We start from the raw sequence: 13,162 nt of genomic DNA, 5'->3' as shown, positions 1-13,162 counted from the left end.
CGAACGAGCCACGCGCGGAATCGTTCAGTCGATCTGTGCGTTGCGAATTTGGCTGGGTGGACCTGAAGATCATCGAAGATGATCGGTTTTCGCCGGTCCCGATCGACGACGCAGACGGTTCGGCATCGGCGGTGCGCAGACGGCAAGCCGGGCGAGGCGAAACGCCGGAGCGATTGCCGCAATCGCTTTGCCCGATATCTTGCCGAACTGTGGATCGATTTCGTCGATCGCCGGCTCACCATGGAAAGACCTTCGATGTCGATTGCCGATCGCGTTGCCGCAGCGGGTGGCGAATTGCTTCGGTTCGAAGCTTCGCCGCCACGAAATGGCGTGCGTTACGTCGCCTGCGTCCCGGTTCGCGACGAGGCGGAGCGGGTCGGCGCCTGTCTCGATGCGCTGGACCGGGAGTTCGGTTCGTCCCTGCATACCGTCATGCTGGTCAATGACTGCGACGATGCCAGCATGGACGTCATCTGCGGCCGGATGCCCGGGCGAGGGGGCATGCTGACGGCCGCTGCGATCAACTGGCGGGATTCGCGTGGAACCGCGCCGAGGGCAAGATCGCTGGCCTTCGAGATCGCCCGCGAGGTCGCCCCAGAAGCGCTTCTCTTTTCCACGGATGCCGACACGATCGTCTGTCCGGGTCTGATGGCGGCCTATGATGCCGCATTCGCTCAGGGCTTCGATCTCGTTTGCGGCCGGATCGGGTTTCTGGCCGGCGAGGTGGCAAGTCTTCCGGCGGTCGATCCGAGGCGCGATGCGGCGATCCGCGCCTATCGCGACGCGACACGCCATATCCTCGCGCTCGCCTTTCCCGATCCGGGCAATCCCTGGCCTCACCACGGCAATATCGGCGGGGCCAATTTTGCGATTACGGCGGCGGCCTATCGCATTGCCGGGCCGGTTCCGCTCGTTGCCTTCGGCGAGGACCGGGCGCTGCGCCGAAGCTGCGAGGCGCATGGTCTGCGCATTGCCTATGTGGACGCAGCTCGGGTCGAAACCTCTTGCCGGCTGGACAGCCGGACCGAGGGCGGGCTTGCCGCGGAACTCGCGCGCAACCGCATCGAATCCGATCCGCTCGTCGACGAGGCGCTGGAGCCGCCTTCGAAACTTGTGAGACGAATGCGGCTTCGCCACCTCGTCACGACCTGCGAGGACCGGGCGGGGGTTGCTTCTGCGCTCACCTCGGGTGGCATGACGTCAGACCGGGCGCACCAGCTCGCCGATATGCCGGCGCGGCCCCTGGCCTGGTTCCATGCTGAGGCCGAACTCGCAGTCTTGAGGCGCGAGCGGATGCGATTCAGTCAGATGGCCCGGCATCTGCCGGCGCTGCTTCGTTTCGAGGCGAAAATCGCAGAAGCTCGGTCTGATAAAGTTCCTGAGTTCGAAGGCTGAGTGTCGTCAGCGCGGTTCCGAACAGCGCGACGAAGAGATCGTGTGCGGCACGGCCGGAAAGCGGCGTGCCGGTATCTCCGAGATAGCTGACGACGAGAATGTCGGCTCCCCGCTTCAATTGCTTCGTCAGCTCGCGCACGAGCGAGGCCAGGGCAAGCTCATCGAGAAAATACAGCACCTCGGAAATCACCACCAGATCGAAGGGGCCTTCCGGAAGCTCTTCTGGAAGCGCGCCGGTCACGAACTGCAGTTCGGGCCTCGCACCATAGGCCTTGCTGGCGCGTGCCACGATGCCGGCGTCCCGATCAAGGCCGGTCATGGCGCTGGTGATTTCGCGATCCACCAGCTCGGCGGCGAGATGCCCTTCGCCGCAGCCGATGTCGAGGCCACGTTCGTAGCGGCGGCCCTCCAGCTGACAGCAGTTGTCGGCGCGCTTTGCCACTTCGTAGCGGGAGGATCGCGCGTGCCAGGGATCGCCGTCATCGGCATAGAGTTCGGCGAAATGCCGGGGTGGGGGAACCATGCCCGGCATCGGCGCAAGGGCGTGGATCTCGTATGGCGCGGTCTGCGCTTCCAAAAACCATGGCGGCAGCGTGAAACCGTCCGGATCATCGGTGATCACGGCGCCGAGCTGCGAGGCATGGCAGGCGGTAGCACGGGCCTTGGCCGCCCGGTCGACCGTCAGTCTGAAAGGCAGAAGATCGGCCCCGCGATACGGCGTTTCGTCGGCAAGTCGCATCGACCATACGAAGTAGTAGAGAAGCCGCAAGCGCGGGCGGAGCTCGCGCACCGCCGCGGCGAGCGCCGCCGTTGCGTGATGGTCGGGATGCGGATCGTCGGGATGCGGCGCCGAAAGCGTTGTCGCGCCGATTGCGTCGCAGAAGTGAGCAACGCGCTTGGCGGCATCCGCAAAGCGCGGATCCCGGCCCGAGCCGCCGTCGGGTAATCGCAAGCGCAGGAACCGGGCCTCGCCGACCCCGAGCGCTCTGACCGCCGCCTCCTGTTCGGCCTGCCTGATGGTCGCCAGCGCCGGCCTCGAAACGGATCGGGAGCCGGGATGCGAGGCCTCGCCGTCGGTGACTGCGACGATGCCCACGGCGCGGCCCTCACGGCCCGCATCGACGAGGAGCGCCGATGCGCCGAAAGTCTCGTCGTCCGGATGTGGAGAGAGCACGACCAGACCACCGGTTCCGACCAGCCGGCTTATCTCGGCCTTGGGGGCGTTGGCAGAGCGCGCGATCCAGCCCGCGTAGGTCTCGCTCATCGCAGATATTCCGCCGCCATCGTCCGGCATTTGTGGATCAGCAGCGCATCCGGGTTTGCCTGTCTGAGATAGACTGAGAGGTCTGCGATCGCAGCCTCCAACGGGTGATCGGTCTCGAACGATGAGAGGCCCACAGCGCGCCGGGCGGTTTCCATGACCTTCAGCGCGGAGGCCTCGACCTGCAGCCTTGTATAGGACGCGGCTGCAACGGCATGCTGCACCGTCTCTCCGCTCTTCGGCGCCTCGATCCGCCTTGCGGCATCCTCGACCCAGAGCCGCGCGGTGCGCGCGGCGAGGATCGCCTGTCCGAGCCGTTCGGTCTGCAGGGGATGGTCGAGCCGGCCGCTCGCTTCGAGCTGGCGGGCGGTCAAGGCCAGGATGGTCTCGAGACCGCCCAGATGAACGGCCGCGCAGCGCCAGATCCCGCCCTCGAAGAACGGTTCGGTCTTGTAGACCCCCGGCTCGCCGAGACGCATGCGCTCTTCGATGGCGATGCCCTCGAAGGAATAGCGCCCGGAGGCAGAGGCGTGCATGCCGCTCACGGTCCAGGCCGACAGATCCTGACGGGCAGGGTCGTCGACGGGCAGGAGATAAAGCTGCAGCACGCCGCCGTCGCCTGCGATCGGAACGACCGCATGAGCGACCATGCCGAGACCCGAAGCATAGCGCTTGGCGCCTTGCAGCCTGTCTGACCCGTCGCCGGTTTCGACGCTGGCCGGCGGCGTGCCGTCGGCTCCCCAGACGCCGAGGATGGCATCGGTTTCCAGCATCTCCTCCAGAAGAGCGTGCTGGCCGGTATCACCATAAAGCCGCACGAGCTGAACGGCATTGGCATGGCCTTCCAGAAGGCGTCCGAGATTGAGGTTCGTGGCGCCCGCCGCCCTGAGCTGCTCCAGCATTCGGGGCCAGCGGTCGCCAAGCAGCCCGGTCTCATCGTAGAGACCGCCGACATGTCGAAAAAGCCCATTGTTGCGGGCGGCGGAGAAGGCGCTTTCGAACCTTCGATAATCGCCCATGGAACCATTGGGGATGCTGCGGTTCATCAGATCGAGCTCTCGGGTGCGGGGCGACCCTTCAAGGGCGCGGATGGCGATGGGAGGAGTATCTCGCCACGCCCAATAATAGGGCGCTGGCATAAAGAACGGCGTGACCTGTCAGAGTCTTTTGCGCTTCCCACCTACCGATCCACCTGCCGACACCGGCGAGCGGCAGGAGATTTGGAGACCGCCGACCGATTCAGGGTCAGGACACACACGATGCGTTGTCCATGCTGCGGGGCGCGTGATTTCCGCCTGAGCGAACGCTGCTCGACCGAGGCCACTTCAGCCTACCGGGAATGCGGCCATTGCGGCATCCTGATCGACCTCCGCGCTCTCGCCAGCGGGGTCGTCGAAACATTCCTGAGGGAGCGACTGGTCGAGGGGAGGTTCGTTTGCCAAAAGGGCGATCCGATCATCGTCGAAAGCTACGCCCTGCGAACCCTTGCCCTGTCGCGTAGCCTTGCTCACTCGCCGCTTGGCGAAACCCAACGGGACGCGCTCTGCCGTCCCTATCGGTCACTGCCCGCCATCGCCGAGCTTTTCCCTCTCGCCCGCATCGAACCCTTACCGGTCTCGCTGGTGATCCTGTGCCGGCCTGTCGATCTGCAAGACCTCGCGCCTCGGCTGCCGGCGTTGGAGCGGTCCTTCGACGACATCGTCCTGATGCTCGATGCGACCATCGCGCCGGAGACCCCGCCGCTGGGCGGGAATGTCCGCTTGATCGCGAGACCGCTCGAAGGCGATTTCGCGGCACAGCGCAATGGCGGACAGGCCGCCATGACGTGCGGTTGGGGGCTTCAGCTCGACGCCGACGAAAGCCTCGATGAGAGCACCATGGACGATTTGGGCAGGGTATGCGCGCTGGCGGAGACGGCAGGCGCGCTGTCGATCGGCCTGTTACGTCGCAATCTCGTCGACGGCGTCCTCGCCGATCTTCATCCCGACGTGCAATATCGGCTCAATCACCGCAGCGTGCGCTTCGAGGGGAAGGTGCATGAGCGGCCGGCGCTGCCGCGCGGCTGGCGTGACGGCTTCATCGCGCCGAACCTTGCCATCGATCATCATCTGACCCGCGCTCACGTGGAGACGCGTTCGGCCCGTTACGACGCGCTGTTGCCCGGCAAAGGCCGCGTTTTCGAGCGGGACGCGCTGCTCACACCCTATCGGCCCTGACGGCTGAAGGCGCGCGCCGCGTCGTAAAGTGCGAGCGTCTCGGCCGCAAGGCTCGCCCGCGTGAACCGGCCGGCGGCCGCAAGGGCGCGCTCGTGCAACGTCTGGCGCAGCGCGGCATCGCCAATCGCCTTCGTCAAAGCCGCAGCCAGCGACGCACCGCTCGCCTCCGTCGCCAGGAAGCCCGCGCCGCTTTCGCCGATCACCTGCCGTGCGGATGGATCGGCCGAAAGCGCCACCACCGGCCGGCCGAAAGCCAGCGCCTCCTGATAGACGAGGCCGAAGGATTCATAGCGCGAGGGCGCAACGACGATGTCGGCGGCCCGATAGGCCCTGTCGAGTGCCACATCGTCAAGACGGCCCAGCAAGGTCACATGGCGACGGGCCTTGTCTGACAGTTCCGGCAGATCCGCTTCCGGGACTCCGACGAGCGACAGATGGAACGTCGGGCGCTGTTCGCCGGAAAACTCCGCCGCCAGAATCACGACGGCCTCCATCAGACAGTCGAAGCCCTTTCGCGCCTCGGCCCGGCCGACGAAGAGAAGCTCGAGCGGTCCGTTTGCCTCCCTTTCCGGAGGATAGGCCGCGCCCGATGCCCGAGCGAGACGTTCGGGCGGCAGCGACAGGCCGATCACCGAGCGCGGCGTGTCGGCATCGAGCCCGTAAAGCGCCGTCACCTTCTCGCCGTGGCTCTCGGTGTTGAAGATATGCCCGTTCGAGCGTCTGGCACTTGCAGCTTCCAGCCGGCAGGCGAAGCGACCATCGAGCCGGTTCCGCAGGCTGCCGGAAACCGCGCCGGTGGAGATCGCCGGTGTCGAATGGCGGGTGACGAAGGCAAGGCCTGGGATCCGGGTGGCAAGTGCGGCCGGGGCATACCAGTTCGTCGCCTCCAGAACGTCATAGGCCTTCCGCCGGTGATCGGCCGCGATCCGTGCGGCGAACCAGCGCGGTGCCACGAGATGGCCCAGCGCCATCCGCCGCCGAAGCCATTTCGACAGGCCGACCCTGTCCGGCAAGCAGCCGATGATGCCTACGCCATTGATGGAGGTACGGTCAGCCCGATCCAGTGTGTAAACACTGACATCGACGCCGGCTTCGGCAAGGCTTTCCGCGACCTCCCGGGCTGCGACCGCGAGCCCGGAAGCGCTCGGTGGATAGTCCCAGGCGATGAGCGCCGTTCTGACCTGCGTCATGCCGCAAGCAGCTTGCGATAAAGCGCCAGATAGTCTTCCGCCATGCGCCTTGCGGTGAACCGTTCCTCGAAGCGCTGCCTGATCGTCCTGCGATCGAGGTCACCGACCTTCGCGAGCGCTGCCGCCGCCTGATCCTCGGTCTCGACGACGAAACCGGTCACGCCCTCCTCGACGACCTCGGGAACGGAGCCACGATTGAACGCAATCACCGGGGTTCCGCAGGCCATCGCCTCGATCATCACCAGGCCGAAGGGCTCGGGCCAGTCGATGGGAAAGAGAAGTGCCTTGGCGCCGCCCAGAAGTTCTTGTTTGCCGGTATCATCGACAGGGCCGACGAACTGCGCCGCATCGCCGAGCAACGGCCGCACGCGTTCGTCGAAATAGGTCGGATTGCCCACATCGACGGCACCGGCAAGACGGATCGCAACGTTTGCCGCGCCCGCGATGCGGATCGCCGCGTCCGGCTGCTTCTGGTCCGTCATCCTGCCGATGAAGGCGGCGTGGCCGCCGTCTCCCGACCCGAGCCGGTAGCGCTCCTCGGCGATCCCATGATGGACGACGCCGGCGCGGTTGGACACCGGGATCTGAGCGAGCTGGCTGCGCGATATGCCGGCGACCGGCAGGTCCGGAAAGGCTCTGAAGAACAGCTCCCGGTCGAGTTCGTCGACGCGCCAGTGGATCGTTGTCAGGGAGTGCCTGCGCCGTTCGCCGAGGAGCGCGGCGTGAAAGAACTCGCCATGACAGTGGACGATGTCGAACTCATCGAGACGCCGCCGCAGCGCTTCCATCTGCACCGCTTCGAGGACTTGCGGGATCGAGGGCGGGACCTGCCCGTATCGATCCTCCAGACCCTTCAGGCTCTCCAGGTCACCGATGCGTGAAACCTCGCTGGTGGAGTCGGACGGGGCGAAGAGCGTGACCGATACGTCCAGCGATTCCAGCGCCTTGGACAGATCGTGAACAATTCTTTCGGTTCCGCCCGAAAGACCCGGTGGAGTTGGAAAGATGTTAGGTGCGACCTGAGCGACTCGAAGGGTATTCATCCGCGTCCATATGGATCGAGACGGCAGTTCGTCATTACGCCGGTCGGTTCAAGGAAGACGCGGTTTGTTCATTGTACACGTCGCCTTACAGGGATGCCTACAGGCGACCGATGTCCCGTACGGGCTGACGCCGGATACCGGCGGGCATATCAAATATCTGCTCGAACTCGTCGGCGCGCAGGCCAATCGGTCGGATGTGAGGCGCGTGGTCATCGTCACCCGCGGCTTCGAGAGTGGCTACGGTCCCCAATACCGGCCAGGCTGGGAGCGTATCGACGACAAGGTGGAAATCCTGAGACTGGCCGACGACCATCCCGGTTATCTCGCCAAGGAAGACCTCTGGAAGCAGGCCGCCTGCCTGAGCGAGGGGCTCCTCACCTTTCTCGCCAGCCAGGAAACGCCGCCCGCCTATCTGCACGCCCACTATGCCGACGCGGCGACCATCGCCGCGACGATCCGCCGGCGAATGGGAATTCCTTTCGTCTTCACCGCCCATTCGCTCGGTCGGGTCAAGCGCGCCGCGATGCCGTCAAGCCGCGGGGAGACGCAAGGCCATTCCGATCTCGATCGTCGTATCGCGATCGAGGAGCGGGCTTTCGCCGAAGCCGATCTCGTCGTCGCCTCGTCACGCGACGAAGCCGAGGTTCAGTACGCCGCCTATCGCAACTACGATCCGGGCAAGATCCGCATCATCGAACCCGGCAGCGATCTCGCGGCATATCGCGGAGCGCGCTCGACCAGGGCCGTGCGAGCGATGGTTGCGCCCTTCCTCCGCGATCCGCGCAAGCTCATCGTCCTTGCCATCGCCCGGCCCGTTGCCAAGAAGAACCTACCCATGCTGGTCGAAGCCTTCGGGCGTGATCCGTGGCTGTCGGCAAACGCCAATCTTTTAATCGTCGCGGGCACAAGGAGCGTCATTGCCGATCTCGATACCGAGGGCCAAAGCGAGATGCGCGCGATCCTCGAGGCGATCGATCGCCACGATCTTTACGGCAAAGTCGCCATTCCGAAGGATCATAAGGCGTCCGACGTTCCCGCCATCTATGCTCTGGCCCGGGAGACAGGAGGTGTCTTCGCCAACCCGGCACTGAACGAGCCCTTCGGCCTGACGCTTCTCGAAGCCGCCGCAAGCGGCCTGCCGATCGTCGCGACGGACAGCGGTGGCCCGAACGACATCATCGAGCGCTGCGACAATGGTCGCCTGGTCAATCCCCAACGCCCGGAGATGATCGCGACGGCCTGTCGCGAAATCCTGCAGGACCGCGAACTTCATACCCGATACGCGGCAAACGGCGCGGCAGCCGTCGAGAGCTACGACTGGACAAGTCATGCGGCCCGTTTCGCCAAGCTCGCCTCGCGGCTCGCGGCGCCCGCCTCTCGCCGCGCGGGCCTTTCCATGCCACAGCTTCTCGTCTGCGATATCGACAATACGCTGACGGGGTCGGAGACCTGCATCAGGGCCTTCACACGCTGGCACAAACGGGAGGCCGCCCTCGACTTTGCGGTTGCCACGGGCCGGTCGCTCCACAGCGCCCTGTCGATCCTCGAGCAGCAGAACGCGCCCAATCCGAAGATCATCATCTCCTCGGTCGGCACCGAGATCTATCTCCTGGACGGCAATGGCGTAACCTATCGACGAGACGACGACTGGAGCCGCATCATCGCAAGGGGGTGGAACCGCAAAGCGGTCGCCGAGGCGATGGCTGATTTCGAGACGATCGTCCCGCAGGCGCCGCTCGAGCAGCGCAATTACAAGCTGAGCTATTTCGCCGAGGGCGACACCAAGGTGGCCGCCAGGATCAGAGCGCATCTCGAAGCACGTGGTCTCGGAGCCTCGGTGATCTACAGCCACGGTCGCTATCTGGACATCCTGCCGGCGCGCGCCTCCAAGGGCGCGGCGATCACTTATCTGCGCAAGATTCGCTCCCTTGCGGAAAATGCCGTCTTCGTTGCCGGCGACAGCGGCAATGACATCGAGATGCTGCGAACCTTCCCTCAGTCGATCATCGTGGCGAATTTTTCCGACGCGTTGGCCAGCCGCTCGGATCTTGCCCATTCCTACGTCGCGCGGCGCAGCCATGCGCTCGGGATCATCGAAGGCGTCGCCCACTTTCGCCAGCGAGCCAGCCGGCTGACCGTCCAGTGACGGTCAGCGTCCTGACGCTGATCCGCAACCGGCGTTTCCAGCTTCTCAACCTGCTCAAGGGCCTTGCCGCCCAGAACCGCAAGCCGGACGAGCTGGTCATCGCCTGCATGCAGGCGGTCGAGGAGCCGGACCTGCCCGAAATCGGCGTGCCGATCCGCCAGCTGCTCGTTCCCGGCGAGGCCCTGCCTCTCGCGCGGGCCCGCAACGTCGCGGCCCGGGAGGCGAAGGGCGAAACGCTGGTTTTCCTCGACATAGACTGCATCGCGTCGCCGCCTCTGATCGAGCGGTTCGAGGCGGCATGCCAGGGCCGCGAGGGGCTTTTTCTCGGCGAGGTGCTTTACCTGCCGGGCGGCGCCGTCACCGATCCGCTCGATTTCGATACGCTCGACGCCCTCGGCGTTCCCCATCCCTCGAAACCGCCGATGCCGTTGCGCGGTCTCAGACGCGAGCCGGAGACGGGCGAATTCTGGGGCTTGTCCTTCGCGCTGAAAAAGCTGGTGTGGGATCGGCTGGGCGGCATGGACGAAAGTTTCGTCGGCTATGGGGGCGAGGAGACCGATCTTGCCGCACGGCTCGATCCCGCCGGCGTGCCGCTTTACTGGACGGCGGGTGCCCGGGCCTATCACCAGCACCATGTCGTCCACATGCCGCCGCTTCAGCATTTCGACGCCATCATCGCCAATGCCCGGCGGTTTCACGCCAAGCATGGCCGCTGGTGCATGGATTACTGGCTCGGCCAGTTTGCCGAGCGCGGCCTCATTGCGTGGTCGTCGAAAGCCGAAACGCTCACCGCGCTGCGCTCACCGACGTCAGCCGAGATCGTAGCCGCACGCCAGCCCGAGACTGTCCGGTTCAGCTGAGGATCCGGGCACAGGCATGCGGTGTTCGGTTCCTCGCAAGCGCCTCAGCCGGGTGCCCGATGACGCGACGCTCGCACTATTGGGCCGCGATCGGCGTCACGAGGTGCTTCCCTTCCGAGTCCCAGAGTTCGTCGGTCAGATCTTCCAGCCAGCTGGCAGCCTTCCGCGCCGCCTGCGGGTCGTAGAGCGGCGTCAGGTGGTCCGGATCGAGCTTGCGCGCCTTCGCCATCAGCTGCTGCCATCCCGCGATGTCGCCCGGCCATTGCGGGGCGTGAACGGCCGCTCCAAGGCGGGCGAGGGCTTCGGCCTTGCGGGCCTGTTCGCCGAAATAGCGCCATTCCGGAACGACCACGAAGGGCCGCCCGACCCTTGCGATCTCGGTGACCGTATTGTCGCCCGCCGAGGCAATGACGATATCGGCCGCCGCCAGATAGTCGGTGACGTTCGACACCCATCCGAGCTCTTTCAGATTGGCGAAGTTCGTTTCGTGGCCTTCCTTCAGCGTCGGCCCGAGTACCAGCCACTCGGCATCCGGCAAGGCCCGCGCTCCCACCGTGAGCGGTGCATAGGGCGTTCCCGCGCCGCCGCCGCCGGTGAGAACGACGACGATCTCGCGGCTATCCCCGTAACCGAGGGCCTTGCGCGCTGCATCGCGCGTCGGCACGGGATCGCGCGTCGTGCAGAGCCCGCCACTGTAGAAGGTCTTGGCCCTGAGATTGACCGGATAGTCCTCCTGCTCGAGGCTCTCGTCGAAGGGCGCCAGCATGCCGACGCTGGATTCGTAGCTGCCGACATGGCCGGCATCGGAGCGATCGCCATGCATGCGGATCTGCACCGCCGGAACCGATGCGATCCGCGACAGGAGGGCAATCTCGGAGGAAACATCGACGACGAACAGTCCGACGTCCCTTGCGTCGAGATGGTCGAGGATCCCGCGCATGGTCGCGCGCATCTCCTTCAGCCCCAACGGCACGCAGTGCAGGGTCGAGGGCGTCGGCTCGGCATAAAGCCGCTTCGTCGGAACGGCTGCGCCGATCATGTTGGGCAGAGCGATCAGTTCGATATCGCGGGAGAAGCCGTCGAAGAGATGGGGGCCGGCCGTCAGCACCGACACCGGCCGGTCCCGAGAGAAAGCCTCCACCATCGCCATGGTGCGATTGGCGTGGCCGCGTCCCTGATGGTGGACGAAAAAGGCGATGGGCTTCTTCATCGACAGACCGGAATGCCGGTCACCGGTTGCGTGCCGGCATCGCTCCGCTTGTGAAGATCAGCCATGTCCTAGTAACTCCGATGCGACTCGGAGCCCCGTGCGTCCATAGGGAAGCACGGGGCTCTGACTCTTTGAAACGACGTATCGTGCGTACCGAAGGTCGGGTCCGGTTTTCGGGCCGATGCCGTAGCACTTACAGGCGGGATAGATAGCGCGTTGGGGGCTTGCGCGAATTAAGCGAGTATAAGTTGCGAGCGGTCGAAGGGCTCGCAGGAGCGCTCAGGCCCGGTGGCCTGTGTTCCAGAGCGGCGGATCAGACTGAGCCGAGCCGAATGCGGCCGGCCTCGTGCATCGCTTCGAAGAAGGCTTTTTCCCGGTCCCAGCGATGGCCGGACCATCCGTCGAAGCCGAAGCCATAGATTGCGATCGGTGACGCGAAGGTATCGAGCGCCCATAGGAGGGCGATCAGTCCAGTCGAAGGTGCACTCATCTCCCGTTCCGGCCGCGCGTAGCCGAGGATCGCGGAGGCCTTGAGGAAATGCTCGACATCGACGAGAGCAGCGCGCTTGCCCATGGATGTAAGCGTTGCAAGAGCCTCATCCGCGTAGTTCCGGCCGTCCGGCGCGGACCGCTCGTCACGTGTGAGCGGCGGCTCGATCAGATCATCCTTGGCCGGATGGATCGGCAGCAAGACTTCCTCGGCCTGAAGGAGTGCCGGCATCTGCCTAAAAGCGGCATCGTCCAGCCATGCGCGCATCTGACCACCGCAATTGATCAGGAAGAGATGAGTGGTCCGGTTTCCGGTCACCGAACCGTGGCCGAACGTGTTGTTGATCCGTATGACGACCTTTGCAGCATCGATCTCGCGAGAATGGTCCTCGCGTGTCGGCGCGTTGCCGACAAGACAGATCCTCGCAGTCGCCTCGCGCTTCATCGGCTCCATTCCGGCCTCTCTCACCATATCGAACTGGCGGCTGATGCCACGGTGTCGCTGGCGTCTCTAACATGCCTCGACCCGTTCGCTCGTTGCGGTGACGATCCATGTCGAAGCCGTCAGGTCGACCTTCCCCGCAACAGCCCGCCTCTCCAGCATCGCGCGAACGCGGGGTATTGCCTTTTGACGGAGTTCCGGCGCTTCGCGAAGCATCTTCCCGAGCGCTCCGACCCTCGTTACGACATTCAGCGTCGCCTCCACGCCGCCGCAGGAAACATTTACGTCCAGCGGGCGGACGGTGATCTGGTGGAACCCCGCTTCTTCCAGAACCTTTTCGATGACCGTCGCGTTCGCGAGGCTCGCATGAGGCGGCTCTTCGAACGTCAGACCTGCTGCTTCAAGTGGGGCGAAGTCGATTTCGTTCTCGCCTGTTGCGCGCCAGCAGACAAAGGCGACCCGGCCGTTTGGGCGCAACAGCCGGCGCAGCTTCGAAAATGCCCGGACAGGATGGGCAAAGAACATCACGCCGAATCGGGAATAAAGCGCGTCGAGGCTCCAATCGGGCAGCGGCGGTTGCGAGGCGTCGCCCTGCACCAGCGAGATGTGGGCTCGATCCTGCGTTCGGCCCAAGGCAAGCGACAGAACACGAGGCGCGATCTCAATACCGATCACCCGCCCCGCCGGCCCGACTCGATCGGCAAGCTGGATCAGCGTTTGACCGGTTCCGCAGCCGACGTCGAGAACACTCTTGCCTTCGATGGATCCCAGCGCGTCCATAGCCACCAAGCCGAGCCGACTCATCTGCTGGTCGATCAAATCAGACAGCTCGGCACGTGTCTGGTCGGCATTCGCGAATGTGCTTTGGCTTCCTGACATTGGCTGTCCCAGGTGAACGGCCGCTTTTTAA

Annotated in this window: 11 protein-coding genes; 4 read left to right on the top strand and 7 right to left on the bottom strand. The window is 65.0% G+C overall.

What is annotated here, in order from left to right; translation table 11 throughout:
• Positions 1–255: 255 nt before the first annotated feature.
• Positions 256–1,395, top strand: a complete 1,140-nt coding sequence (locus tag J6595_RS02335; protein ID WP_209592829.1) for a glycosyltransferase — start codon at positions 256–258, stop codon at positions 1,393–1,395.
• On the opposite strand, the gene J6595_RS02330 is transcribed toward J6595_RS02335, so the two are convergent.
• The gene (locus J6595_RS02330) at positions 1,301–2,659 is read right to left on the bottom strand and encodes a bifunctional PIG-L family deacetylase/class I SAM-dependent methyltransferase (protein ID WP_209592828.1); all 1,359 of its coding nucleotides are present in this window, start codon (positions 2,657–2,659) and stop codon (positions 1,301–1,303) included. The two genes, J6595_RS02335 and J6595_RS02330, sit on opposite strands and share 95 nt — an antisense overlap.
• Positions 2,656–3,558 carry an acyl-CoA dehydrogenase family protein gene (locus J6595_RS02325; RefSeq protein ID WP_209592827.1) on the bottom strand — a complete coding sequence of 301 codons (903 nt, stop codon included), beginning with the start codon at positions 3,556–3,558 and terminating at the stop codon, positions 2,656–2,658. Before J6595_RS02325 ends, J6595_RS02330 begins: the two co-directional genes overlap by 4 nt.
• Positions 3,559–3,609: 51 nt before the next feature.
• On the opposite strand from J6595_RS02325, the gene J6595_RS22420 reads away from it, so the two are divergent.
• Positions 3,610–4,872: a glycosyltransferase family protein gene (locus J6595_RS22420; protein ID WP_245197536.1), complete on the top strand. Its 1,263-nt coding sequence runs from the start codon at positions 3,610–3,612 to the stop codon at positions 4,870–4,872.
• On the opposite strand, the gene J6595_RS02315 is transcribed toward J6595_RS22420, so the two are convergent.
• Entirely contained in the window at positions 4,860–6,062 is a 1,203-nt protein-coding gene (locus J6595_RS02315) for a glycosyltransferase family 4 protein (protein WP_209592826.1), read from the bottom strand. The two genes, J6595_RS22420 and J6595_RS02315, sit on opposite strands and share 13 nt — an antisense overlap.
• On the bottom strand, positions 6,059–7,105 hold the full coding sequence (locus J6595_RS02310; RefSeq protein WP_209592825.1) for a glycosyltransferase family 4 protein: 1,047 nt from the start codon (positions 7,103–7,105) through the stop codon (positions 6,059–6,061). The genes J6595_RS02315 and J6595_RS02310 overlap by 4 nt, the downstream gene beginning before the upstream one ends.
• Positions 7,106–7,169: 64 nt before the next feature.
• On the opposite strand from J6595_RS02310, the gene J6595_RS02305 reads away from it, so the two are divergent.
• Positions 7,170–9,251 (top strand): HAD-IIB family hydrolase, encoded by a 2,082-nt coding sequence (locus J6595_RS02305; RefSeq protein WP_209592824.1) that lies wholly within the window; start codon positions 7,170–7,172, stop codon positions 9,249–9,251.
• Positions 9,248–10,111 carry a glycosyltransferase family 2 protein gene (locus J6595_RS02300; protein ID WP_209592823.1) on the top strand — a complete coding sequence of 288 codons (864 nt, stop codon included), beginning with the start codon at positions 9,248–9,250 and terminating at the stop codon, positions 10,109–10,111. Before J6595_RS02305 ends, J6595_RS02300 begins: the two co-directional genes overlap by 4 nt.
• Before the next feature lie 76 nt (positions 10,112–10,187).
• Here the strand turns inward: J6595_RS02300 and J6595_RS02295 are convergent, their stop codons facing one another.
• From J6595_RS02295 to J6595_RS02285, 3 genes are all read right to left on the bottom strand, one after another.
• Positions 10,188–11,321, bottom strand: coding sequence for a glycosyltransferase (locus J6595_RS02295; protein WP_209592822.1), 1,134 nt, complete (start codon positions 11,319–11,321; stop codon positions 10,188–10,190).
• 313 nt (positions 11,322–11,634) lie between these two features.
• On the bottom strand, positions 11,635–12,264 hold the full coding sequence (locus tag J6595_RS02290) for a glycosyltransferase family 29 protein (RefSeq protein ID WP_209592821.1): 630 nt from the start codon (positions 12,262–12,264) through the stop codon (positions 11,635–11,637).
• A 57-nt stretch (positions 12,265–12,321) separates the two neighbouring features.
• Positions 12,322–13,131 carry a class I SAM-dependent methyltransferase gene (locus J6595_RS02285; protein WP_209592820.1) on the bottom strand — a complete coding sequence of 270 codons (810 nt, stop codon included), beginning with the start codon at positions 13,129–13,131 and terminating at the stop codon, positions 12,322–12,324.
• Positions 13,132–13,162 lie beyond the last annotated feature (31 nt).

The sequence above is a fragment of the Jiella mangrovi genome (genome assembly GCF_017815135.1).
Lineage (GTDB): Bacteria > Pseudomonadota > Alphaproteobacteria > Rhizobiales > Rhizobiaceae > Jiella > Jiella mangrovi.
The sequence above is the reverse complement of the archived record's forward strand: the minus strand, read 5'-3'. Positions and strand labels throughout refer to the sequence as shown.